The sequence below is a fragment of the Paraburkholderia lycopersici genome, from assembly GCF_900096975.1.
GTDB classification, from domain to species: Bacteria; Pseudomonadota; Gammaproteobacteria; order Burkholderiales; family Burkholderiaceae; genus Paraburkholderia; species Paraburkholderia lycopersici.
Genome location: NZ_FMYQ01000034.1, coordinates 24349 through 47909, shown reverse-complemented (window position 1 = coordinate 47909; position 23561 = coordinate 24349). Strand labels below are relative to the sequence as shown.

General features: G+C 68.7%; 20 protein-coding genes and 2 riboswitches. Of the genes, 9 read left to right on the top strand and 11 right to left on the bottom strand.

From position 1 onward, the window contains the following. Positions 1 to 41: 41 nt before the first annotated feature. On the top strand, positions 42 to 2021 hold the full coding sequence (locus BLU17_RS27815) for a PAS domain-containing hybrid sensor histidine kinase/response regulator (protein WP_245747042.1): 1980 nt from the start codon (positions 42 to 44) through the stop codon (positions 2019 to 2021). 23 nt (positions 2022 to 2044) lie between these two features. On the opposite strand, the gene BLU17_RS27810 is transcribed toward BLU17_RS27815, so the two are convergent. Both BLU17_RS27810 and BLU17_RS27805 read right to left on the bottom strand, forming a co-directional pair. Beyond that, on the bottom strand, positions 2045 to 2878 hold the full coding sequence (locus BLU17_RS27810; RefSeq protein WP_092004430.1) for a class II glutamine amidotransferase: 834 nt from the start codon (positions 2876 to 2878) through the stop codon (positions 2045 to 2047). 53 nt (positions 2879 to 2931) lie between these two features. After that, positions 2932 to 3618 carry a MarC family protein gene (locus BLU17_RS27805; protein ID WP_092004427.1) on the bottom strand — a complete coding sequence of 229 codons (687 nt, stop codon included), beginning with the start codon at positions 3616 to 3618 and terminating at the stop codon, positions 2932 to 2934. Between the two features lie 258 nt (positions 3619 to 3876). Between BLU17_RS27805 and BLU17_RS27800 the strand changes: the two genes are divergently transcribed. After that, positions 3877 to 4092 (top strand): DUF3311 domain-containing protein, encoded by a 216-nt coding sequence (locus BLU17_RS27800; RefSeq protein ID WP_092004424.1) that lies wholly within the window; start codon positions 3877 to 3879, stop codon positions 4090 to 4092. Continuing rightward, positions 4089 to 5564, top strand: a complete 1476-nt coding sequence (locus tag BLU17_RS27795) for a sodium:solute symporter family protein (RefSeq protein WP_092004421.1) — start codon at positions 4089 to 4091, stop codon at positions 5562 to 5564. Before BLU17_RS27800 ends, BLU17_RS27795 begins: the two co-directional genes overlap by 4 nt. 72 nt (positions 5565 to 5636) lie before the next feature. Here BLU17_RS27795 and BLU17_RS27790 read toward each other — a convergent pair whose 3' ends face one another. Further along, complete coding sequence (locus BLU17_RS27790) at positions 5637 to 6254, bottom strand: glutathione S-transferase family protein (protein WP_092004418.1); 618 nt, start codon at positions 6252 to 6254, stop codon at positions 5637 to 5639. Between the two features lie 16 nt (positions 6255 to 6270). After that, complete coding sequence (locus BLU17_RS27785) at positions 6271 to 6636, bottom strand: YciI family protein (protein WP_092004415.1); 366 nt, start codon at positions 6634 to 6636, stop codon at positions 6271 to 6273. A 91-nt stretch (positions 6637 to 6727) separates the two neighbouring features. Here BLU17_RS27785 and BLU17_RS27780 point away from each other — a divergent pair, with 91 nt between their 5' ends. Beyond that, positions 6728 to 7174, top strand: a complete 447-nt coding sequence (locus BLU17_RS27780; protein WP_092004411.1) for a MarR family winged helix-turn-helix transcriptional regulator — start codon at positions 6728 to 6730, stop codon at positions 7172 to 7174. A gap of 9 nt (positions 7175 to 7183) precedes the next feature. Here BLU17_RS27780 and cobM read toward each other — a convergent pair whose 3' ends face one another. Genes cobM through cbiE form a run of 3 tightly spaced genes read right to left on the bottom strand, consistent with a single transcriptional unit; the run spans position 7184 to position 9875 of the window. After that, positions 7184 to 7915 (bottom strand): precorrin-4 C(11)-methyltransferase, encoded by a 732-nt coding sequence (cobM, locus tag BLU17_RS27775; protein ID WP_092004407.1) that lies wholly within the window; start codon positions 7913 to 7915, stop codon positions 7184 to 7186. After that, complete coding sequence (locus BLU17_RS27770; protein WP_092004405.1) at positions 7912 to 8655, bottom strand: cobalt-precorrin-6A reductase; 744 nt, start codon at positions 8653 to 8655, stop codon at positions 7912 to 7914. The genes cobM and BLU17_RS27770 overlap by 4 nt, the downstream gene beginning before the upstream one ends. Further along, on the bottom strand, positions 8652 to 9875 hold the full coding sequence (cbiE, locus tag BLU17_RS27765; protein ID WP_092004403.1) for a precorrin-6y C5,15-methyltransferase (decarboxylating) subunit CbiE: 1224 nt from the start codon (positions 9873 to 9875) through the stop codon (positions 8652 to 8654). Before cbiE ends, BLU17_RS27770 begins: the two co-directional genes overlap by 4 nt. 101 nt (positions 9876 to 9976) lie before the next feature. Then, positions 9977 to 10152: riboswitch (cobalamin riboswitch) on the top strand. 97 nt (positions 10153 to 10249) lie between these two features. Here cbiE and cobG point away from each other — a divergent pair. The 5 genes from cobG (at position 10250) to BLU17_RS27740 (ending at position 16357) form a co-directional block, all read left to right on the top strand. Then, on the top strand, positions 10250 to 11629 hold the full coding sequence (gene cobG / locus BLU17_RS27760) for a precorrin-3B synthase (protein ID WP_245747041.1): 1380 nt from the start codon (positions 10250 to 10252) through the stop codon (positions 11627 to 11629). Continuing rightward, positions 11622 to 12248 (top strand): precorrin-8X methylmutase, encoded by a 627-nt coding sequence (locus BLU17_RS27755; RefSeq protein WP_092004397.1) that lies wholly within the window; start codon positions 11622 to 11624, stop codon positions 12246 to 12248. The genes cobG and BLU17_RS27755 overlap by 8 nt, the downstream gene beginning before the upstream one ends. Beyond that, positions 12249 to 12980: a precorrin-2 C(20)-methyltransferase gene (locus tag BLU17_RS27750; protein WP_092004394.1), complete on the top strand. Its 732-nt coding sequence runs from the start codon at positions 12249 to 12251 to the stop codon at positions 12978 to 12980. Further along, complete coding sequence (cobJ, locus tag BLU17_RS27745; RefSeq protein ID WP_176929215.1) at positions 12968 to 14677, top strand: precorrin-3B C(17)-methyltransferase; 1710 nt, start codon at positions 12968 to 12970, stop codon at positions 14675 to 14677. The genes BLU17_RS27750 and cobJ overlap by 13 nt, the downstream gene beginning before the upstream one ends. A gap of 729 nt (positions 14678 to 15406) precedes the next feature. Further along, a complete protein-coding gene (locus BLU17_RS27740) occupies positions 15407 to 16357 on the top strand; it encodes a flagellar brake protein (RefSeq protein ID WP_092004391.1) in 951 nt (316 codons plus the stop codon). 14 nt (positions 16358 to 16371) lie between these two features. Here BLU17_RS27740 and BLU17_RS27735 read toward each other — a convergent pair whose 3' ends face one another. From BLU17_RS27735 to cobW, 4 genes are all read right to left on the bottom strand, one after another. Further along, positions 16372 to 16938 (bottom strand): vWA domain-containing protein, encoded by a 567-nt coding sequence (locus BLU17_RS27735; RefSeq protein ID WP_092004387.1) that lies wholly within the window; start codon positions 16936 to 16938, stop codon positions 16372 to 16374. 98 nt (positions 16939 to 17036) lie between these two features. Beyond that, positions 17037 to 18065 carry a magnesium chelatase ATPase subunit I gene (locus tag BLU17_RS27730; RefSeq protein ID WP_092004384.1) on the bottom strand — a complete coding sequence of 343 codons (1029 nt, stop codon included), beginning with the start codon at positions 18063 to 18065 and terminating at the stop codon, positions 17037 to 17039. Continuing rightward, the gene (gene cobN / locus BLU17_RS27725; RefSeq protein WP_092004381.1) at positions 18062 to 21856 is read right to left on the bottom strand and encodes a cobaltochelatase subunit CobN; all 3795 of its coding nucleotides are present in this window, start codon (positions 21854 to 21856) and stop codon (positions 18062 to 18064) included. Before cobN ends, BLU17_RS27730 begins: the two co-directional genes overlap by 4 nt. Before the next feature lie 26 nt (positions 21857 to 21882). Beyond that, positions 21883 to 22974 carry a cobalamin biosynthesis protein CobW gene (cobW, locus tag BLU17_RS27720; RefSeq protein ID WP_092004378.1) on the bottom strand — a complete coding sequence of 364 codons (1092 nt, stop codon included), beginning with the start codon at positions 22972 to 22974 and terminating at the stop codon, positions 21883 to 21885. Positions 22975 to 23187: 213 nt separating this feature from the next. Next, positions 23188 to 23451, bottom strand: a riboswitch (cobalamin riboswitch). Positions 23452 to 23561: the final 110 nt, after the last annotated feature.

The following is a 23561-nucleotide window of genomic DNA, read 5'->3' as shown; positions in this document are numbered from 1 at the left end:
ATTCAGGAGGCCGGGGCCGGCTGTGCAGGTGAGCAGGCCTCATGACAGACCCGAGAACCATGACGACGCCCGACTCCGGCATCGCCGCACCCAACACCGCAGCCGAAGGCCATAGCGAACGCCGCTTCGAGGCGCTCGTGGAACCGATCGAAGACTACGCGATCTTTCTGCTCGACCCGCACGGCCATATCGTGAGCTGGAACCGCGGCGCGGCCCGCATCAAGGGCTACCAGGCGCACGAGATCATCGGCCAGCATTTTTCGCGCTTTTACACCAACGAAGCCAACGGGCGCCGCTGGCCCGATCACGAGCTGGAGCAGGCCGCACTGCACGGGCGTTTCAACGACGAAGGCTGGCGCGTGCGCAAGGACGGCTCGATGTTCTGGGCCAACGTCGTCATCACGGCGCTGCGCGAGCGCGACGGCTCGCTTTCGGGCTTCGCCAAGATCACGCGCGACCTCACCGCCGAGCGCCGCCAGGTCGAGGCGCTGCGCCTGTCCGAAGAGCGCTTTCGCCTGCTCGTGGAAAGCGTGAGCGACTACGCCATCTTCATGCTCGACCCGCGGGGCTACGTGGTGAGCTGGAACAGCGGCGCGACCAACCTCAAGGGCTACCGTCCGGCCGAAATCGTCGGCCAGCATTTCTCCGTGTTCTACCCGCCCGACGACGTCGCCGCCGGCCTGCCCGAGCGCGAGCTGCGCCGCGCGGCCGATCTGGGCCGCGTCGTGAGCGAAGGCTGGCGCCTGCGCAAGGACGGCTCGATGTTCTGGGCCAACGTCACGCTCACGGCGGTGCACGACGGCCATGGCCGGCTCACGGGGTTCGCGAAGGTCACGCGCGACATGACCGAGCGCCGCCGCACCGACGAACTGGAGCATTCGAGCGAGCAGATGAAGCAGTTCCTCGCCATGCTCGCGCACGAGCTGCGCAACCCGCTCGCGCCCGTGCGGAACGCCGTGGCCACGATGCGCCTCATGGACGCGCCGAATCCCGAGATCGAGCGCGCGCGCGAGATGATCGACCGCCAGATCGCCCATCTCACGCGGCTCGTGGACGACCTGCTCGACGTGGGCCGCATCACGTCGGGGAAGATCGAGTTGCGCGAAGCGCCGCTCGACCTGTGCGAAGTGGTCGCGCACGCCATCGACGCGGCGCAGCCGTTCACCTCGGCGCGCGGCCAGCATGTCTGCGTGCAGATGCCGGATTCGCCGCTCGTCATGACGGGCGATCACACCCGCCTCGTACAGGTACTGCAGAACCTGCTGCACAACGCTTCGAAGTTCTCGCCCGACGGCGGCCGCATCGTCGTGAACGTGCGCCGCGCCGCGCGCGCCGTGCAAGTCCAGGTGCGCGACGAAGGCCGCGGGCTGCGTCCCGGCACCTGCGAGGCGATCTTCGGCCTGTTCAGCCAGGATCGTTCGATGCCGGGGCCGATGGACAACGGGCTCGGCATCGGCCTCATGCTGTGCCGGTCGCTCGTGGAACTGCACGGCGGCACCATTTCCGCCGCGAGCGACGGGCCAGGCAAAGGCAGCACGTTCACGATCCGCCTGCCGTTCGCGCGCGAGGCCACCCCTCCCGCGCCGCCGGAGCCGCTCGCGATGGAATCGGCCGGACTCGCGGCGCTGGCCGACGCCGGGGTGCCGCCGCTGCGCGTGCTCGTGGTCGACGACAACCGCGACTCCGCCGACAGCCTCGCCATGCTGCTCGAACTCAAGGGACACGACGTGCGCGTCGCGTATAACGCCGCGCAGGCGCGCGACGAAGTGCACGGCTTCGCACCCGACGCCGCGTTCATCGACATCGCGATGCCCGAAATCGACGGCTACGCGACGTTGCGCGCCCTGCGCGCGCTGCCCACGCTCTCGCATACGCTGTTCGCGGCGATGACGGGTTTCGGCCAGGCCGCCGACGTCGCGCTCACGCGCGATGCCGGCTTCGAGATGCACCTCGTGAAGCCCGTGGACGCCACGCTGTTCGACGAGGTGCTCGCCGTCGCGGCGGCGCGGCGCAAGCGCTAGAAGCGCGGGCGCCCGCGGGCACCCTATGGTGCGGCCGGCACGAACTGCCGGTATTCGACCTCGGGCCCGCGCACGACGATCGCCGTCGACTCCGGCACTTCGGCCCACACGTCGGGCGCGTCGCCGAGCGGCTCGGAAACGAGCAGATACGCGTCGTCGCCCGCCGCCACGATGCGCGGATCGTCGGGATAGAGCTCGCGCAGATGCCGGAACGACGTGGTGTGATAAAGCGAGCGCGAATTGCGCTCGCTCGAATAGCGCGCAGCGACGATCTGCTCGCCGTCGCACGCACACACCGTCATGTTGAGCGCCGGCTCGACGCCGTATTTTCCAGCGGTTTCCTCGACGAAACCCGCCATGCGCTCCAGCGCGCGCACAGGATCGACTTCGAGCCCGAAGGTCATCGCGAGATAGAACATCGTTTCGGAATCCGTCGACCCTTCGAGCGCGTTGAAGCGCCCCGGATCGATCGCCACGAGCAGGTCGCGCCGCATGAGCGGATAGTTGCGGATCAGGCCGTTGTGCGCAAAGATCCAGCGCCGGTGGCGAAACGGATGGCAGTTCGTTTCCTGTACCGGCGCATGCGTGGCCGAACGCACGTGCGCGACGAACATGGGCGCACGCACCGCGCGCGCCAGTTCGCGCAGATTGCGGTCGCTCCAGGCCGGCTGCACGCTGCGGTAGCGATAAGGAATGTCGTGCGGGTTCTGATACCAGCCGAGCCCGAAGCCGTCGCCGTTTGTGGTGGTCACACCCTGTGTCGCGTGCAGGCTCTGGTCGATCAGCGAATGGCGCGCATGAAACAGCACGGTTTCGAGGTGCACGGCGTTGCCCGTATAAGCGAGCCAACGGCACATGGTGGTCTCCTTGCAAAGAACGCTTGTGTGCGCCGGCGCGCGGGCATGGCCCGCTACCGCGCGGCGTGCAGGTCGGCAATCGGCGTGAGAAAACCGGTCAGGCCGGTGAGTATGATCTGCACCCCGATGCACAGGAGCAGAAACGACGACACGCGCATGGCCACGCGCGTGCCTTCCACGCCCAGATACTGCGCGAGCCGCGCGGCGCGGCTGTAAACGTAGTAGATCACGAGCATGACGAGCGTCGAGATCACGAGCGACGCCACGCTCGAGAGCAGCCACGCTGAAAGCTTGTGCGTGCGGTTGGCGTTCAGCGCGATGGCCGTGGCGATGGAGCCGGGGCCGGTGGTGAGCGGAACCGTCAGCGGGAAGAAGGCCTTGCCCGCGGCCGAATGCGGCGGCGCGGGCTTGACGACGGTGGGCTCCGCCGCGACCGGACGCGGCTCGGGCTCGGGCGCATTGAGCAGTTGCCAGCCGCTCACGGCCACCGCGAGGCCGCCGCCGATGCGCAGCGCCTCCATCGAAATACCGAAGAAATGCAGGACGGGCGTGCCCACGAAGAACGCCGCGACCAGCACGAAAAACGCATTGATCGCCACGCGTTTGGCGAGCAGACGCCGCTCTTCGTCGGTGAACGACGTGGTGCGGTCGAGAAAAACAAAGGCAACGCTGATGGGGTTGATGATGCTGATGAGTCCGGTGAAACCGAACAGGATGTCTGAAATGAGGCTCTCGATCATGAACTCGATCCGGTTAGGGCAGGCTCAAACGGCGCGCCCGGCTGCCGGAAGTGTAGCCGGATCGGTGTCGAAAGTGCCCGATCGATGCCGCCGCGAAAACCTCCGGAAATGCCGCGCCGCACCAATATTCCTGACGGCTCCCCCGCCAGCGCTTCAGTAATTTTGGCAGCTTTACGGGGCGCGTTCGCAAGCATAGAGTGAATTGCCTCGCATCCCGGCGCGACGTTTCTTTTCTTTTCATATGAGAGAGGAGTTGCCATGTCACTGAGGTTGCTCGCTGCCTTGCCCTTTATCGGCATCCTGCTAGGCGTGCCGTTCGTCAACCGCACCGAGCCGCTCGTGCTCGGCATGCCGCTCGTGCTGGCCTGGATCGTCATGTGGGTGGTGCTGACCGCCGTGATCATGGGGATCGTCTACCGGCTCGATCCGGTCAACCGGATGTCGGGCGAAGCGGACGCGGAGGCACGATCATGAGCGCCCTCGTCATCATCGCGGCGATCACGCTCGTCGCGCTCTTCCTCGGCATGCGCGCCCGCCGCGGGCACGACATGAATCTCGAACAATGGTCGGTGGGCGGACGCAGCTTCGGCACCGCGTTCGTGTTCCTGCTGATGGCGGGCGAAATCTACACGACCTTCACGTTCCTCGGCGGCAGCGGTTTTGCCTACGGCAAGGGCGCGCCTGTCTACTACATTCTCGGCTACGGCACGCTCGCCTACGTGCTTTCGTACTGGATGCTCCCGCCCGTGTGGCGCTTCGCGACGCAGCATCGGCTCGTCTCGCAGCCGCACTTCTTCGCGCGCAAATATCAGAGCCCCGCGCTCGGCGTGCTCGTGGCGTGCGTGGGCGTGCTCGCGCTCGTGCCCTATCTCGTGCTGCAACTGAAGGGCCTCGGCATCATCGTGACGACGGCCTCGTATGGCGCGGTCTCGTCGACGGCCGCCATCTGGATCGGCGCGATCGTCGTGACGGCCTACGTGATCGTCTCGGGCGTGCGCGGCTGTGCGTGGAATTCGGTCGTCAAGGACACAATGATTCTCGCCATCGCCGTATTCCTCGGCATCTACCTGCCGATCCACCACTACGGCAGCATGAGCGAGATGTTCCGCGCCATCGACGCCGCCAAGCCCGGCTTCCTCACCTTCCCGGCGCGCGGCCAGAGCGTGACGTGGTTCCAGTCCACCGTGCTCCTCACGGCGCTCGGCTTCTTCATGTGGCCGCACACGTTCATGTCGGTCTACACCGCGAAGAACGAACGCATTTTCCGCCGCAATGCGATGATCCTGCCGCTCTATCAGCTCATTTTGCTGTTCGTGTTCTTCTGCGGTTTCGCGGCGGTGCTCAAGGTGCCCGGACTCAAGGGCGCCGACATCGACCTTTCGCTCTTTCGCCTCGCGCTGCAGACGTTCGATCCGTGGTTCGTGGGCGTGATCGGCGCGGCCGGCGTGCTCACCGCGCTCGTGCCGGGCTCGATGATCCTCACCACGGCTTCCACGCTGATCGCCAACGACGTCTATCGCGGCGGCCTCGTGAAGCATGCCGACGACGCGCGCGTGGCGAAGCTCGCGCGCTACCTGGTGCCGTTAATCGCGCTCGTGGCGGTAGGCTTCACGCTGAGGGGCGGCGAAACCATCGTCGCGTTGCTGCTGATGGGCTACAACTTCGTCACGCAGTTGTTCCCGGCGCTGGTGTGCAGTCTTTCCGCGCGCAACCGCGTGACGAAGCAAGGCGCATTCTGCGGCATCGTGGCGGGCGTGCTCGTCGTCATCGTCACGACGATGACGCACCTGAGCGTCGCGCAACTCATGCCGTTCGCGCCCGATGCGCTCAAGGACGTCAACATCGGCTTTCTCGCGCTGTTCGTGAATGTGATCGTGCTGGCCGTGGTGAGCGTGGTGACGCAGCCGCGCGCACACGTGGATCACGAGCACGCGCGCGCGCATTGATCCGTGCGCAACCGGCGGTGACGAAAGCAGCCCGATCGGCATCCGGCGATCGGGCTGCTTTTTTACCTGCGCCTACGCCGCCTTGAGCGCTTCGGCGATACGCTGCGGCGCCTCGGGACGCGCATAGAGACGCTCGAGATACGCCTGCAAACGCGGGAACCCATCGAGCAGCGTGAGTTCGTTGGCCCAGTCCATCAGATAGACCGTCACGCAATCGGCAGCCGAAAGCCTGTCGCCGACGATGAAATCGCGCCCTTCCAGATGCTCGTCGAGAATCGCGGCCATGACCTTGAAGTCTTCCCGCGCAAGCTCGATATCGGCGGCGAGGCGCTTGTCCGGCGGATAAAGCAACGTATGCCGCGCGATTCTCCAAAGCGGCTGTTCGAGTTCGGTCACGGCGAACAAGGTCCAGCGATACGCCTGCGCACGGTCGTCGGGATCGGCGGGCAATAGCGCCTTCTCCGGATATTTATCCGCGAGATACAGCACGATCGCGGCCGACTCCGGAATCACGCGATCGCCGTCGATCAACACGGGCACCTTGCCCGCGGGATTGATGCGCAGAAATGCGGGCTGCCTGTGCTCGCCTTCGAGCAGATTGACCGAGATGTATTCGAAATCGGCGTCGACTTCCTTGAGGCCCCATAGCGCGCGCTGCGAACGGGTGCCGGCAAAGCCATAGAGTTTCATCGCCAGCCTCCGCTGTTCACACGCCGGGGATCGGCAGAACGGGCATCACTTCAACAGACTCCCCCGGGAAAATAGCGAAATGCGGGTGGCCTTCGAACATCTTCGCGGCCTCTTCATGCGATGCGCAGCGCACGACCGTAAAGCCCGTCAACGCGTTGGCGCGATCCACGATGCCGTCCTCGCCAATGGCTCTGGTTTTGCCAAGCGGACCGCCGATGTCGACGATCGAAGCCTTATGCTTTTCGACCCACGCATGCCATGCGGCGATCCCCTCTTTTTCCTTCGCGCGCCGCGCTTCGTCGGGAAGTTCCGACCACGCTTTCATACGCGCGCTGTCCTTTGAGCCGAGAAAAATCGCGAGAAACAATGTCTGGTCGCTCATGCGTCCTCCGTCTGCTGGTCTGAAAAGGGGAACGACGGGACGTTGCCCGCCCGGCCTTGACAGCATAGGTTGATATCAACATAATTTCAACATGGCACGTATAAAGAAACTTCCCTTCGAAACCACGCTCCTGGTACGCGATTGCTGCCTGTGCCTGCATATGCAGCGGGCGGCGCGAAATCTCGCGCGCATATTCGACGACGTCTTGCGTCCGCTCGATCTCACGAACGGACAGTTTTCGCTGCTGATGTCGCTGAATCGCCCGCACCCGCCGGGCATGAAAGATGTGGCGGCGCTGCTGGCCATGGACCGCACCACGCTGACGGCCGCGCTCAAGCCGCTCGAACGGCGCGGCCTTGTGGTGATCGAGCAGGACCCCGAAGACAAGCGCGGCCGCCTGCTGGGTTTGACGCCCGAGGGCCATCGACTGCTCGACGAAGCGTTCCCGCTATGGCAGCAAACGCATGACGAAATCGAAAAGCACTTTGCCAAAGGCGAGGTCGATCGGCTGCGTCAGCATTTGCGCGCGCTTTCGTAATGGCGGCCGCTAACGCTTCGAGGCGCCATACAGCGTCGAATCGGCGAACCCTTCCGCCGCGAGCACGCGCCCTACGAGAATGAGCGCCGTGCGCTCGATGTCGGTGGCCTGCACTTTTTGGGCGATGTCCGCAAGCGTGCCCGTCACGCGCTCCTCGTCGGGCCAGCTCGCGCGATAGATCACGGCGACAGGGCAATCCTCGCCATAATGCGGCCGCAATGCCTCGACGATGCGCTCGATGTGACGCACGCCCAGGTGAATCGCGAGCGTCGCTTTGTGCCGCGCGAGATCGCCTAGCTGCTCGCCTTCGGGCATCGGTGTTTTCGCCGCGTAGCGCGTGAAAATGAGGGTTTGGGAAATGCCGGGAAGCGTCAGTTCGCTGCCGAGCGCCGCCGCACAGGCCGCGGCGGCGGTCACGCCGGGCACCACTTCATAAGGGATGCCAAGCATGCGCAGCCGCCGGATCTGCTCGCCGATCGCGCCATAGAGCGACGGGTCGCCCGAATGCACGCGCGCCACGTCGAAGCCGTGGGCGTGGGCGTCTTCGAGCAACGCCAGGATCTCGTCGAGCGTGAGGGACGCCGTGTCCACGACCTGGTGCGCGCGGTGGCCTTCTAGCACGGCGGGCGGCACGAGCGAGCCGGCGTAAAGAATGACCGGGCAACTGCGCACGAGGCGCTGGCCCTTCACGGTGATCAGTTCGGGGTCGCCCGGACCCGCGCCGATGAAGAAAACCGTCATGCGTTGAAACTCCGCTGAATAGCGTGGTCGATCGCTTCGATCGCCTCCCGCGCCGACGCCAGCTCGCGCTGCGCCCCGGGCAGCGGCGGCCGCCGCATCATCACCACGGGCAGGCTCATGTCGCGCGCGACCGCGAGCTTTGCTTCGGTCGCCGCCCCGCCGCTGTTCTTGCTGACCACGACGTCGATGCGCGCCTCGGTGAAAAGCGCGCGCTCGCCTTCGGGCGTGAACGGTCCGCGTGCGTCGATCACGCGCGCGCGCGCGTGGCCGGGATGGGCATCGAGGCAGCGGATCGTCCAGTGCTGCTGCGGCGGCACCTCGTCGAGATGAGCGAGCGGCTCGCGCCCAAGCGTGAAGAGCGGGCGCGCGAACGGCGCAATCGCCTCGCTCACGCCGGCCCAGTCGCCCACCATGCGCCAGTCGTCGCCGGGCTGCGGCTGCCAGGGCGCGCGACGCAGGGCCCAGTACAGTACGTGTGCCGCCTCGCAGGCGCGCGCCGCGTTGGCGCTGATCTGCGCGGCGTAGGGATGCGTGGCGTCGAAAACGAGCGCGATGCCTTCGTCGGCGAGAAATCGCGCGAGCCCTTGCGGCCCGCCGAAGCCGCCCACACGCACCGCGCAGGCAAGGTCGGCGGGCACGCGCCCAAGGCCCGCCAGCGAGTACACGTGTTGCGAGCCGAGCGTGCGCGCGATCGCCAGCGCGTCGCCGGTGCCGCCCAGCAGCAGGACGCGCGCCGTCATGGCTTGACGGCCTCATAAAGCGTGACGGGCAGCGCCTGCCGCCACGCATCGAATCCGCCCAGCGGCTGCGCCTCGCCGATGCCGACGCGCGTGAGAGTGCCGCCGTGCCGCGCGCGCCACGCCACGAGCGTTGCCTCGCTCTGCACGGTCACCGCGTTCGCGACGAGACGGCCGCCGCGCGCAAGCGCCTCCCAGCATGCGTCGAGCACGCCCGGAACGGTCACGCCGCCGCCGATGAACACGGCATCGGGCGCGGCCAGTCCGGCAAGCGCCTCGGGCGCGCGACCCGCCACGAGCTGCAGCCCCGGCACACCCAGCGCCGCGCGATTGCGCTCGATGAAACGCTGACGTTCGGCATGCGCTTCGATCGCGATCGCGCGGCAGGCCGCATGCGAGCGCATCCATTCGATGCCGATCGAGCCGCTGCCCGCGCCCACGTCCCAAAGCAGCGCGCCGGGCGTGGGCGCGAGACGCGCGAGCGTGAGCGCGCGCACGTCGCGCTTCGTTAGCTGGCCGTCGTGGCGATAGGCGTCGTCGGGGAGGCCCGGCGTGAGCGTCCAGCCTTGCGCGGGCATTTGCGCGTCGCTTTCGCAGTCGAACGCGACCAGATTGAGCGCGGCGGCTTCGTCGACGTGCCACGCGTCAGCACGGCCTTCGACGCGGCGCTCCAGCGGACCGCCCAGGTGCTCGAACACGCAAAGACGCGTCGCGCCGAATCCCGCTTCAGCGAGCAGCGCGGCGAGCGCCGCGGGCGTTCTCCCATCCGCGCTCAACGCGAGCACGCGCGAGCGCGCGTAGAGATGGCGGCGCAGCGCGTCGAGCGGACGGCCGACGAGCGAAACCATCGCCGTGTCCTGCATGGCCCATCCCAACCGCGCCGCCGCGAGCGAAAGCGACGACGGCGCCGGCAGCACGCGCATCTCGCCGGGCGCCACGCGGCGCGCGAGCGTCGCGCCCACGCCGAACAGCATGGGGTCGCCGCTCGCGAGCACGCAGACGTCGAGGTTCGACTCGCGATGCCCGAGCACCACCTCGACGGCAAACGGCTGCGGCCACGGTTCGCGCCGCGCGCGCACGCGCGCGGGCAGCATCGCGAGATGGCGCGCGCCGCCCGTTACGACAGCCGCATCGAACAACGCGCGCCGCGCGTCGCGGCCGAGTCCGGCATAGCCCTCGTCGCCGATGCCCACCACCGTCAGCCATGCCCGTCCGCTCCGCATCCGTTCTCCCGCTATTGCCACACTGTTGCCCGTTTTGCCCGTTACGTTGCGATCATCGCGCGCGCGGCCCGATCGCGAGACGGAGCGCTTCTGAAAACGGGCATAATACCGTGTCCGCCGGCGCCGTTAAGGCATAAAAGGGAACACAGCAAGCTGTGGCCGCCCCCGCGACTGTGAGCAGCGAGACCGCATCCACCCGAGCCACTGGTTTTACCGGGAAGGCCGATGCGGCCGACGACCTGCGAGCCAGGAGACCTGCCGGCCGAACTGTTAGTGCGAACCCATATCGGGCGGGGTGTACCGATACTGCAGCCGTTTCCCGCATGCCATGCGGGCAGCGCGCCGCGCTTGCACGATGCTTACCCGGTATTCCCTTGAAACACGAAACGAAGCCCGTCTCGCCCGCTGCTGCTCTGGCCGCGCTCCGCCCATCGGCGTGCCCGGGGCTCGTGCGCGTGGTCGCGGCGCGCGATGGCGGCCTGTGCCGCATCCGCCTGCCCGGCGGCATCCTGAGCGCCGCGCGTGCGCGCGCCCTCGCCGGCGCCGCATCGACGCACGCGGCCGGCGTGCTCGAACTCACGAATCGCGCCAATGTGCAGATTCGCGGCGTGCGCGCGGGCGAGGAAGCGAACTTGAGCGCCGCGCTGATCGGCGCTGGCCTCGGGCCCGCCGGCATCGACGCCGCGAGCCCCGTCGCGCAAGCCTGCGCCGCCGACGAATTGCGCAACGTGATGCTGAGCCCGCTCGCGGCGCTCGACACCGCCGCATACGACACGACGGCGCTCGCCGCCGCGCTCATCGACATGATGCGGCGCGAGCCGCGTTTCGCCGCGCTCTCGCCGAAGTTCGCGCTGCAGCTCGACGGCGGCGAGCGCCTCGCGATGCTCGAACATCCGCACGATATCTGGCTCGCGGCACAGCGGCGCGGCGCGGCAGTGCGCTTCGTGCTGGGCCTTGCAGGCTGCCCCACCGGGCGGCCGATCGGCGCGCTTGCCGTCGACGACGTTTGTGCGTCGATCCGCGCGCTGCTGCATGCGTTTCTCGATCTCGCCGGCGCGGATAAAACGCGCATGCGCGACGTGCTGGCCGCGCATTCGCCGGACACATTGCTGCACCGCGCGCAACGGCACGGCGAATTCGCGTTGCTGCGCGACGACGCGCTTTACGCCTGGCGCCGCACCGCAAGCGATGCCGGCATGCGCCTCGGCGCTCACGCGTTGAATGCCGACGGCGGCGGCTACGTGGGCGCGCAGCCTGCGCTGGGCCGCATCGACGCGAACACGCTGCGCGCGCTCGCCGCCCTCGCCGAAGCGTCGGGCGATGCAACGCTGCGCGTCACGCCGTGGCAAGGTGTGCTGCTGCCCAACGTGCGCGCGCGCGCCATGCCCGCCGTGCTCGAACGTCTGCGCGCGCTCGGCCTTGTTTGCGCGAGCGCCGACCCGCTCGCGCGCCTTGTCGCCTGCACGGGCTCGACAGGCTGTGCGAAAAGCCGCGCGGACACCAAAGCCGACGCCCTGCGTCTCGCCGCGCTGCTGCCCGCCGGCGCCGGAATGCATCTGAGCGGCTGCGAGCGCGCCTGCGCGGCCGCGCATCGCGCGCCGTTCACGTTGCTCGCGCGCGCGCCGGGCCAGTATGACCTCTACGAGCGCGACGACACGGCAACCGGCTTCGGCCGGCTCGTCGCGCCCGACCTGACGATCGAAGCCGCCGCGCGAGCGCTCGCGCAACGGCCCCGGAGCACCCACGATGGCTGATTACATCCGCGACGGCCAGGCGATCTATCGCGAGTCGTTCGCGACGATCCGCGCCGAAGCCGATCTCTCGCACATTCCCGCCGACCTCGAGAAACTCGCCGTGCGCGTGATCCATGCCTGCGGCATGGTGGACGTCGCCGCCGACCTCGCGTTTTCCGCGGGCGCGGGCGTTGCGGGCCGCACGGCGCTCGCCAGCGGCGCGCCGATCCTCTGCGACGCGAAAATGGTCGCCTACGGCATCACGCGCGCGCGCCTGCCCGCTGACAACGCCGTGATCTGCATGCTCGACGACCCCACCGTCCCCGCGCTCGCCCGGCAGATCGGCAACACGCGCTCGGCGGCCGCGCTCGAACTGTGGCGGCCGCGCCTCGCGGGCAGCGTCGTCGCGATCGGCAACGCGCCCACCGCGCTCTTCCATCTGCTCGATCTGATCGCCGCCGGCGCGCCGCGCCCCGCGCTCATCCTCGGCTTTCCCGTGGGATTCGTCGGCGCGGCCGAGTCCAAGGCGCAACTCGCGGCCGACAGTCATGGCGTGCCCTTCGTCGTGGTTCATGGACGCCGCGGCGGTAGCGCGATGGCCGCCGCCGCCGTCAACGCCCTTGCTTCGGAGACCGAATAAATGACGCGCAAAGGACGGCTGCATGGCATCGGCGTGGGCCCCGGCGACCCCGAGCTGCTCACGCTCAAGGCGCTGCGGCTCCTCAAGGCCGCACCCGTGGTCGCTTATTTCGTTGCGAAGGGCAAAAAGGGCAATGCGTTCGGTATCGTCGAAACGCATCTCGAAGCGCAGCAGGAACGCCTGCCGCTCGTGTACCCGGTGACGACCGAAGCGCTCGAACCGCCGCTCTCGTATGAGGCGATCATCGCCGACTTCTACGACGGCGCCGCGGAAATGGTTTCGCGCCATCTCGACGCTGGGCGCGACGTCGCCGTGATCTGCGAGGGCGACCCGTTTTTCTACGGCTCGTACATGTACCTGCACGACCGGCTCGCCGCGTGCTACGAAGCCGAGGTGGTGCCCGGCGTGTGCTCGATGCTGGGCGGCGCGGCGGTGCTGGGCGTGCCGCTCGTCTACCGCAACCAGAGCCTCGCGGTGCTGTCGGGCGTGCTGCCCGAGGACGAATTGCGCCGCCGCCTCGCCGATGCGGACGCCGCCGTCATCATGAAGCTGGGCCGCAACTTCGACAAGGTGCGCCGCGTGCTGGGCGAGCTCGGGCTCGCGCGCCGCGCGCGCTACGTCGAGCGCGCGACGATGGCAAACCAGCGCATCGTGCCGCTCGACGAGGTCGACCCGATGGCGTCGCCCTATTTCTCGCTGCTCGTCGTGCCGGGGGCGAAATGGCAATCGTGACGCCACCCGCCATCGTGATCCTGGGCCGCGGTGCGCTTGCCACGGCGCGGCGCGTGCAGGCACTTTACGCGGGCGCGCAGGTGCACGCGCTGCAGGGCCGCGTGGAAGGCGACGTCGCGTTCAGCGAGCTTGGCGTGCATCTGCGCGCGTGCTATGCGCGCGGCACGCCCATCGTCGCGCTCTGTGCGGCGGGGATCGTGATCCGCTGCCTCGCGCCGTTGCTCGCGAACAAGGGTGCGGAGCCGCCGGTACTCGCGCTCGCCGAAGACGGCAGCGCCGTCGTGCCGCTGCTCGGCGGCCTGACCGGCGTGAACGTCATGGCGCGCGAAATCGGCGCGGCGCTCGCGGTCGCGCCTGCCATCACCACGAGCGGAGAACTGCGCTTCGGCGCCTGCCTGCTCGATCCGCCCGAAGGCTATGCGCTCGCGAGCCTCGCGCAGGGCAAGCGCTTCGTCTCCGATCTGCTTGCGGGCGCCACGACCCGCATCGACGGCCATGCGCCGTGGCTCGAAGCCGTCGACCTGCCACGCGATGCGCACGCGCGCCATGCGATCCGCGTGAGCGCGCAGGCCTGGAACGGCAATCCCGACGATCTCGTGATTCATCCGCGCAGCATCGTGGCAGCCGTGGGCGCGCCGTGCGAAGCGCTTGCGCAAAGCGTGCACCGCGCGCTCGCCGCACGCGGCCTCGCGCCGCTCGCGCTCGCCGCGCTCATCGCCCCGGCGTCGCAGATGTGCGACGGCGCACTCGCCCAGGCAGCAACCGAACTCGACGTGCCGCTGCGCTTCGTCGATACCGCGACGCCCACGCCGGAGGCCGTGCTGTCCGCCCTCGCCTTCGGTGCGGATGTCGAGTCCTACGCGCAGAACGAAGGCGGCATCGGGCTCGCCTGCGCGCGCGCGCCGCTCGATCCGCTCGCATTGGGCCGCGCGCGCGGCAAGCTGACGGTGCTGGGACTCGGCCCCGGCCGCGCCGATCTGCTGACGCCCGCCGCGCGCGCGGCGCTTGACGACGCCACCGATATCGTGGGCTACGCAACGTACGTGGACATGGCGGGCCCGTTTCGCGCGGACCAGCAGCGCCATGCCACCGACAATCGGGAAGAACTGCAGCGCGCCCGCCATGCGTTCGCGATGGCGAGCGAGGGGCGGCGCGTGGCCGTCGTATCGTCGGGCGACCCTGGCGTGTTCGCCATGGCGGCCGCCGTGCTCGAAGCGCTCGAAGGCTCGGACGACGCGCACTGGCACGCCGTCGAGCTCGCGATCGTGCCCGGCGTCTGCGCGGCGCTCGCCACGGCGGCCCGGGTGGGCGCGCCGCTTGGCCACGACTTCTGCATGCTCTCGCTTTCCGACAACCTGAAGCCGTGGACCGTCATCGAAAAGCGCCTGCTGCATGCGGCGCAAGCCGATCTCGTGATGGCGTTCTACAACCCGGTCTCGCGCGCGCGGCCCTGGCAACTCGACCGCGCGCTGGAGATCGTGCGCAGCGTGCGCGCGCCGCAAACGCGCGTGGTGCTCGGCCGCGACGTGGGCCGTCCCGGCGAAACGCTGCGCGCAACGACGCTCGGCGCACTGCGCTCGGCGGACGTCGACATGCGCACGATGGTGATCGTCGGCTCGTCTGCTACGCGTGGTATTGCTCGCGGCGACGCAGGCGAATGGATCTATACGCCGCGCTGGTATCGTGAGGAAACCTGAAGAAAGGCACACTCATGCCTTCGGCAAGGTGGGCAGCAAATCGCGCGGAAGGAGGCGGCCCATCGAGTTCCGGCTTCCTTCGCGGCGTAGCGCGCCGCGACCCGGAACAGCGCCTGAGCTCCCCCGCTCTCGCGCGGCGATGAAAGAGCCGCATTCGCATGCGGCATCGGCTGGATGCGGGCAACGCTCCTCCTGCTTGCGCGCCCGCGTCGTACCCAGAGTACGGGCGGCGCGCGAGCACGGCCCCATCACCCAACATGATGAACATCGCGCCTTGCGGGCCCACCCCGACGCGATCGAAACGCTACTGAAAGCTGGCAAGCCGCAACGTAGGCAGCACCACGCCGCCAAGCGAACCGTCGTAATTGCTGACGCGCCGGAACAACGCTATCGAACAGTGCCCCTCGCGCCCATGCGGATGCACCGGGTCCGGGATATACATGCCGACCGGGCGGTCGCGCTGCGCCAGTAACCGCGATCCGCGACGCTGACGCCGGGAGACGTCTGGACGGTTTGTCCGCGCGCGTCCGCATGAAAGGCGTCGCTGGGATACGCGCCGGCCGCCGCGCGGCCATACAGCCGCCTGGGAAGCCGCAATACCCGCGGGAGGCAGAAAAAAACGAACAACCTAAACTTTGCCGGCGGGGAGCCGTAAACGGAGTGATCTCGTGAAGTAGACTTGCGAAGTCAACTTGCAAAGTCAACCTGTCTACCGCACAACGCGCGCAAATGACCAACCTGACCACCGAAGCCGAAGCCGAAGCCGCCCCGGCCACACCCGACACCGCCCCCCTCACCCCCGACGCCATTCCGCTCGGGGAGCCGCTCGCCTGGCCGCTCGTCGATCGCGACGGCACGCTGCTGCTCGATTCCGGCTCGGTGCTGTTGGGCGAGAGCGAGCGCGAATTCCTGTTCCAGTACTTCACGCCGCATCGCGGCGACGTGCGGATGCCCGACGCCGCGGCTGATCTTGCACTCGCGGCAACTGCGTCGGCCAATGCGGCCACCAGCGCGCGCGACATGCATCTGGCCGTCGGCGCGTTGATGGGCCTGCGTCCGCAAATGGGTGCGAGCGGCGCGCCCATGCAACCATGCCGCCTGATCGGCTATGCGCCGAACGGCGCGCTCTTCGTCACGACGCCTTACGCCGACGGCCGTCCCGTCAGCATCACACCGGGCGAAAACGTCGAGATCGTCGCGATCGCGAGCCAGGCTGTCTATCGTTTCGTATGCACGGTGCATGGATCGTGCTACTCGCCGCTCGACTACCTCGTGCTGTCGAAGCCCGCCAACATTCGCCGGCTGCGCGAGCGCCGCTCGATCCGCGTGCGCGCGCAATTCCCCGTGCGTTACGGCATCGGCGAGGAAGGGACGGCTTATGACGGCGTGGCGCTTGCGCGCGGCATCAGCGCCCTCGGGCTTTCGGTCAGCGCGGCGTGGGCGCTCGGCAAGGTCGGCGAACGGCTGCGCATTGCGTTCCGGTTGCGCTCGAGCGACTACGACATGCCGATCGAAACCACCGCCGTTATCCGCAACGTGCAGACCGAGCCGGGCGAGGCGGGGCAGGCCACGCTCGGGCTCGAACTGGACCGACTCACGTCGGCCGAGCAGATGGCGATGAAGGTCTACGTGTTCGATCGCCAGGACGACGTGCTGTACTGGACCGGCAGCATGCGCTGAAGCGCGCGCCCGGTTCAGACGAGCAGCGCCTGCGCGTCGAGGCACTCGCCGGCCCATGCCTGCGCGAGCGCTTCGCAGCGCCCCACACGCACGGCGCCGCGCTCGCAATCGATCACGGTGACGTGGTTCGCCCGACGCGGCCGCGCGGGCCACTGCGTGGAGCGGCCGTCGCTGAAGAGCCAGAGATGGCGCACTTGCGCCGGATCGCGGCGCGCCGCCGCTTCGAGCAGTTGCGCCGCCCGCGCGATGCCTGCTTCGAGCGGCGTGCCGCCGCCGGCGCCGATGGGCTCGATCCAGCGCTCGTTCCACCAGCGCGGCACCGCGGGCCCGAAACGCAGTTCGGCGCGCGCGCCGCCGAAAGCGATCAGCGCCACATCCGCCCGCTCGGCCCGCGCGCGATCGAACAGCGCGACCAGCAGCCCCTTGGCGAGCGCGAACTGGCCGCGCGCGATCATGGACGCCGAGCAATCCAGCACGAAGCAATGGAGCGTACCGGGACCCGTATTGCGTTCGGCGAAACGCAGATGTCGCGCGTGCAGCGGCGCGGCGCGCCTCGCCGCCAGCGTGGCCGGCCAGAGCACGCGTGCGCCCTGCCTCGCAGCTTGCGCGGGACCGAAACCGGAGCCCTCTCGCCGTCGGGCGCCGCCTTGCGCGAAGGCGGCGGCTCTTGCCCGACGGGTCAGCGCTTTTTTGCGGGCAGCGGGATAACGCCCTTCACTTGCGCCGCGGCGACGGGCTCGGGCGGCAACTCGCCCCAATCGGCATCCGCTCCCGCATTTGCTTCGGCATGCGTACGATCGCGTTCCGCAGACGGCGGCGCGCGAGACGGCGCGTCCGGACGCTGCGGCGGCGCGCGACGTCGATGCGCGAGCACGCCGTCCGCGACCTGATCGACGTGATCCGGGCTAACCGCGTCCGCGCCTTCGAACGCGGCGAGCGCACGCGCCGCGCGCAGCATGACCAGGTCGGCACGCAAGCCGTCGACGGCCGCCTCGATGCTGTGCCGCGCCGCGCGCTCGTGCACGGCATCGCTCCAGACGAGCCCGTCGAGCACGCCGCGCGCCGCCGCGATGCGTAACGCGAGCGCGCGCTGTTCGGCTTCGTGCGCCGCGCCAAAGGCCTGCGGATCGGCGTCGAACGCGAGACGCGCCTTGACGATGCGTTGCCGCTCGGCCGCGTCATAAGGCGTGGCGAGCTCGACCATCACGCCGAAGCGGTCCAGCAGTTGCGGGCGCAACTCGCCTTCTTCGGGATTCATCGTGCCGACCAGCACGAAACGCGCCTCGTGGGTGTGCGAAATGCCATCGCGCTCCACGGTGTTGATGCCGCTCGTCGCCGCGTCGAGCAGGACATCGACGAGCACATCGGGCAGCAGGTTCACTTCGTCGACATAGAGCACGCCGCCGTGCGCGCGCGCGAGCAGTCCAGGCGCGAAGCGCACCGCGCTCTCGCGCAGCGCGGCTTCGAGGTCGAGCGTACCGATCAGCTTGTCCTCGCTCGCGCCGAGCGGCAGCGTAACGAACGCGCCTTCGGGCAAGAGCGCCGCGAGTGCGCGCGCCGCCGTCGATTTCGCGGTGCCGCGCGGCCCGCTCACGAGCACGCCGCCGATCGCGGGGTCGATGGCCGCGAGCAGCAGCGCGCGCTGCAGCGCCGCCTGGCCCACCAGCGCGGTAAAGGGAAACGCGGGACGCGAAGCGGCTGCGCTCATGGTCCTGATCCTTCCAGTTGCTGCCCGGCTTCGAGCAGACGGTGTTCGAGTTGCGCGCGATGTTCGCCAGGCGCCTGCCAGAGACCGCGCTGGATCGCTTCGAGAAGACGCTCGCACACTGCGTGCAGCGCGTGCGGATTGTGTCGCTGCATGAAGGCGCGCGTGTCGTCGTCGTGGACGTAGGCGTTCGCGACGAGCGCATATTGATGATCGCCCACCACGCGCGCGGTCGCGTCATAACCGAACAGATAATCGACGGTCGCCGCCATCTCCGCCGCGCCCCTGTAGCCATGGCGCTTCACGCCGTCGATCCATTTCGGATTCACCACGCGCGAGCGGATCACGCGCGCGATTTCCTCGTGCAGCGGACGAATGCGCGGCGCGCCGGGGTTGCTGTGGTCCGCGTGATAGAGCGCCGGCTGCGCCTGCGAGAAGTGCCGCGCCGCCGCGGCCATGCCGCCCTGGAACTGGTAGTAGTCGTTCGAGTCGAGCAGGTCGTGCTCGCGGTTGTCCTGATTCTGCAGGACCACATCGAGCGTCGCGAGCCGCGCGCGGAACGCGTCGCCCGCTTCGTCGCCCGCGCTCTGTTGTGCATAGGCGAAACCGCCCCAAGCCTGATACGCCTTCGCGAGATCGGCGTCGCTTTGCCACTGACGATGGTCGATCATCGCCTGCAGGCCCGCGCCGTAAGCGCCGGGGCGCGCGCTGAACACCCGCCAGAGCGCGCGGCGGCGCGCCTCGTCGGCGGCCATGCCGTTCGCCACCAGCGCGTCGCGCTCGTGCCGCGCGCGTGCGCGCAGCGGGTTTTGATGCGCCGGTTCGTCGAGCTCGGCGACGGCCTGCACCGCGGCGTCGAACAGATGCATCACGTTCGGAAACGCGTCGCGAAAGAAGCCCGATACGCGCAGCGTCACGTCGATGCGCGGCCGGCCCAGCGCTTCGACCGGCACGATCTCGAAGTCGGTCACGCGCTGGCTGCCGGCGGCCCACTTCGGCCGCACGCCGATCAGTGCGAACGCCTGGGCGATGTCGTCGCCGCCCGTGCGCATCGTTGCCGTGCCCCATACCGAAAGGCCCACGGCGCGCGGATAGTCGCCATGCTCCTGCACATGCCGCTCGAGGAGCTGCTGCGCCGACTTCATGCCGAGCGACCATGCGGCCTGCGTGGGCACGGCGCGCGGGTCGATGGAATAGAAGTTGCGGCCGGTCGGCAGCACATCGGGACGGCCGCGCGAGGGCGAGCCGCTCGGCCCCGGTGGCACGAAGCGGCCCGCGAGGCCCCGCCGAAGCTGGCGCATTTCTTCGCGGCCGCAGGCGTCGAGGCGAGGCAGCACGTCATCGCGCAAACGCGCCAGCACCTGGGACACCCGCGGCAGCGAGGCCGCCTCCGCATTGCTTTGCATGCCTGAGCAAATCCCTTCGACCAGCGTGGCCGCGAGCGCTTCGAGCCGCTCGCGCGTGTCTCCCGCGTGACGCCATGGCGCGTTGCTCGCGCTCGCGAGCAGCGGCGGACGCGGGCCGCGCCACGGCGCGGCCCAATCCACCGTGGCCGGATCGAGCAGATGATCGATGCGCATGTCCCGCGCGAGCGCGTCGATGAGCCCCGCGTTCGCGCCCTGCCCGTCGCCGCATGCATAACGCCCGAGCGCGAGCAGCGTATCGCGGCGCTGCCGGCCCTCGGGCGACAGGCCGAAGGTGTGGAGACCGTCGCGGATCTGCGCTTCTTTCAGTTCGCAGAGGTAGGCGTCGGCACGGGTAAGCAGTGCGTCCTCGCCTGCCTGATCCCGCGGCGCCGCGACGCTCAGCTCCTCGTGCAGCCGATGCTCGACGATCGTCGCCAGGATGATCTTGCGCAGCAGCCTGGCGCGGCGCGGATCGACCATCAATGCTTCGTAATACTCATCGACTTGCCGTTCGAGGTCCTGCAGCGGCCCGTAGTTTTCGGCGCGCGTGAGCGGCGGCATCAGGTGATCGACGATCACGGCCTGGGCGCGGCGCTTGGCCTGGCTGCCCTCGCCCGGGTCGTTGACGATGAACGGATACAGATGCGGCAGCGGCCCGAGCGCCATATCGGGCCAGCAGGTGTCGGCGAGCGCCACGCTCTTGCCCGGCAGCCACTCGAGATTGCCGTGCTTGCCGACGTGGGCGATCGCGTCGATGCCGAACGTGCCGCGCATCCAGAAGTAAAACGCGAGATAGGCGTGCGGCGGCACGAGTTCGGCGTCGTGATAGTTCGCGTAGGTGTCGTCGCCGCGTGAGCGCGAAGGCTGAATGCCCACGAACACATGGCCGCAGCGCCAGCCCGCGATCATAAAGCGCCCGCGCCGCACCGTGGGGTCCTGCTCCGGTGCGCCCCAGCGCGCGATCAACGCGTTCTGCGCCTGGGTCGGCAACTGCGAAAAGCGCGCGCGGTAGTCGTCGAGCGAAAGACTTTGCCATGCGGGACGCAGCGCACGCGTGTCGGGATCGTTCGTCACGCCTTGCGTGAGAACGCGCATGAGCGCCTCGCCGTCTTCGGGCAGATCGGCCACGCGATAGCCTTCGTCGCGCAGCATGCGCAGGATGCCGACCACCGAGGCCGGCGTGTCGAGTCCCACGCCGTTGCCGATGCGCCCTTCGCTCATCGGATAGTTCGCGAGCACGAGCGCGAGCTTCGTGGCTTCGTTCGGCAGGCTGCGCAGGCGGCACCAGCGGCGCGCGAGTTCGGCGACGAACGCCACGCGTTCGAGATCGGGCTGATAGCGCACGACATCGACCTGCGTGTGCGCGCAGTGATACGCGAGCCCCTTGAAGCTGATTGCACGCGTAATCACGCGGCCGTCCACTTCGGGCAGCGCGACATGCATGGCGATGTCGCGCGAATTGAGGCCGTGGCTGTCCTTCACCCAGTCGTCGCGATTGCCCCCGCTCAGGATCACCTGGAGCACGGGCGCGTCGCCGGCGAGCGAGAGCGGTTCGGGATCGTCCAGCGACGACGCCGCAAACGCCGTGGTGTTCAGCACGAGCGAGACGTCATGTTCGGCCGCCAGTCGATCGATCACGTCACGGCTCAATGCATCCTTGAGCGAGGTGATCGCGAGCGGCAGCGGGTTCATGCCGCGCTCCACCAGCGCCTCGATGAGCGCGTCGAACGCGGCGGTGTTCGCGGCCTGCAAATGCGCCTTGTAGAACAGCAGCGCGACGACCGGCGCGCCGGATTGCCAGCGCGCGCGCCATTCGTCGAGCGTCGCGACGCCGCGCTGCGGGCAATAGAGCGCGGCGGCCGGCAATACGACGGGCGGCGCGGGCTCGCTGCCCCACGCGAACGCGCGCCATGCGAGCGCGCGCAGGAACGATTCCGCATTGGCCGCGCCGCCTTCGCGCAGATAACGCCACAGCAGACGGCAGAACGCGGGCTCCGCGCGGCTCTGCGCGATGAGGTGGGGATCTTCCTGGAGATCGCCCGAGAACATCGCCAGCAGTTGGCCGCGCCGTTGCGCGAGCGACACGACCTGCTCGATGCCGTAAGGCCAATACGTTTCGCCGCCCAGATGATCGACCACCACGACGCGCGCGTGCTGCAGCACGTCTTCGACGTAGAAGTCCACCGAGGCCGGCTGGCGCAACCACGTCACGTTCGCGAGCCGCACGCTCGGGAAGCCTTCGGGCAGGTGCGCCACGGCGCTCGCAAGTAGCGAGAGCGTGGTGTCGGCCGAACTGAGCACGACGATTTCGGCGGGCTGCTGGTCGATGCGGACGACGCCCTGCGTGTCGTCGACGAAACCGCCCGGCGTGGTGCGCAGCAAGTGCATGTTGCGGCCTCGCGTGGCTCAGCGCGTCACTTCGCGAACGCGGGCTGCGCGCCGGCGAGGGCCGCTTCGAACGCCGCTTGCAGCGTGGCCGCTTCGAGGTCTTCGCCGATCAGCACGAAGCGGCTCGCGAGCGGCTGCGACGCGCTTTCCTGCGCGTTCCAGCGGCGGTCGAAGTAGCTGTCGAAGCGGCGGCCCACGCCTTGCACGACAAGGCGCATCGGCGCGCCCGGCAGCGCGGCGAAACCCTTCACGCGATAGATCGTGTGCGCGTCGACGAGCTGCTGCAGCGCCTCGATCACGGTCTCGCGCGAAGCGGCCGCGCCCGCGACCACGACCGAATCGAACTCGTCATGGTGATGACCGGGATCGTCGGCGTTGCCGTGATGATCGCGGCGCAGATGAATGCTCTCCTCCGAAGCCGATTCGAGCCCGAGCAGCGCGGGCAGATCGAGTTGGCCGTGTTGCGCGCGCACGATCTTCACCTGCGGCGGCAGCTCCGCGCGCAGCCCGGCGACGAGCGCCTCCTGACCGGCTTCGTCGAGCAGATCGGTCTTGTTGAGGATGACGAGATCGGCGGCCGAGAGCTGGTCTTCGAACAGCTCGTGCAGCGGCGATTCGTGGTCGAGATTCGGATCGGCGCGGCGCTGCGCGTCCACCGCCTGCGGGTCTTCGGCGAACTGGCCGCTCGCGGCGGCGGGACCGTCCACCACGGTCACGACGGCGTCGACGGTGAACGCATTGCGGATCGACGGCCAGTTGAACGCCTGCACGAGCGGCTTGGGCAACGCGAGGCCCGAGGTCTCGATGAGCACGTGATCGACCTCGCCGCGGCGCTCGATCAGTTGCTCCATCACCGGGAAGAACGCTTCCTGCACGGTGCAGCAGAGGCACCCGTTCGCAAGCTCGTAGAGCTGGCCTTGCGTTTCGTCGCCGTTCTCGTCGCAGCCGATGCCGCAACCGCGCAGGATTTCGCCGTCGATGCCGAGCTCGCCGAACTCGTTGACGATGACCGCCACGCGCAGGCCGTCCGCGTGCTGGAGAATGTGACGCAGCAGCGTGGTCTTGCCGCTGCCGAGAAAGCCCGTCACGATCGTGACCGGAATCTTGCGCATGTGCATGAAGTGCTCCTTCGGCGCCGGGCCGGACGGAAGAGGCGTGGTGCGTGGCGCGGGTCGTTCGAGCGGGCGTCGTGGCGCGTGAACGCACGCATCCTTCGATGCGCAGTGGCGCGAAACGAGTCGAAACCCGCTGGGGACGAACGGCGAGACACACACCGGGCCAGACCCGGCTGACGCATGAGTTTCACGGACCCGGCACTGCATCCCCGCAGCGCGAATCCCACGTATCTGGCCGGTATCCGGACTGACGAAACACCGCTTCGCCTTCCCGCGCGGGCGGCCTTGCGGCCGGCTCGCACAGTGGCGTGGACTGCATGAAGCATTGAAGCGGCTTGCGGCATTCGTGCGAACGCCGCGCTCGTTGTACCGTTGCGGGTGCAGTTCAGGTTGGCCGTGCCCGAGGCGGGATGGCTCCCTGATTCCCGTTTAACTGCGCGCAGCGAATCGCGCGCGAGCACCAGAGTGCGAGCGAGTGTAGGCGCGGGCCGCTTGCGCGTCAAGGAAACCGCGGGCTTGCAAGGGACTTCCGGTTTACCCGCGGCGGCACGTTCGCGCGCCCGAACGTGCAAACCCGTGTGCTATCGTAG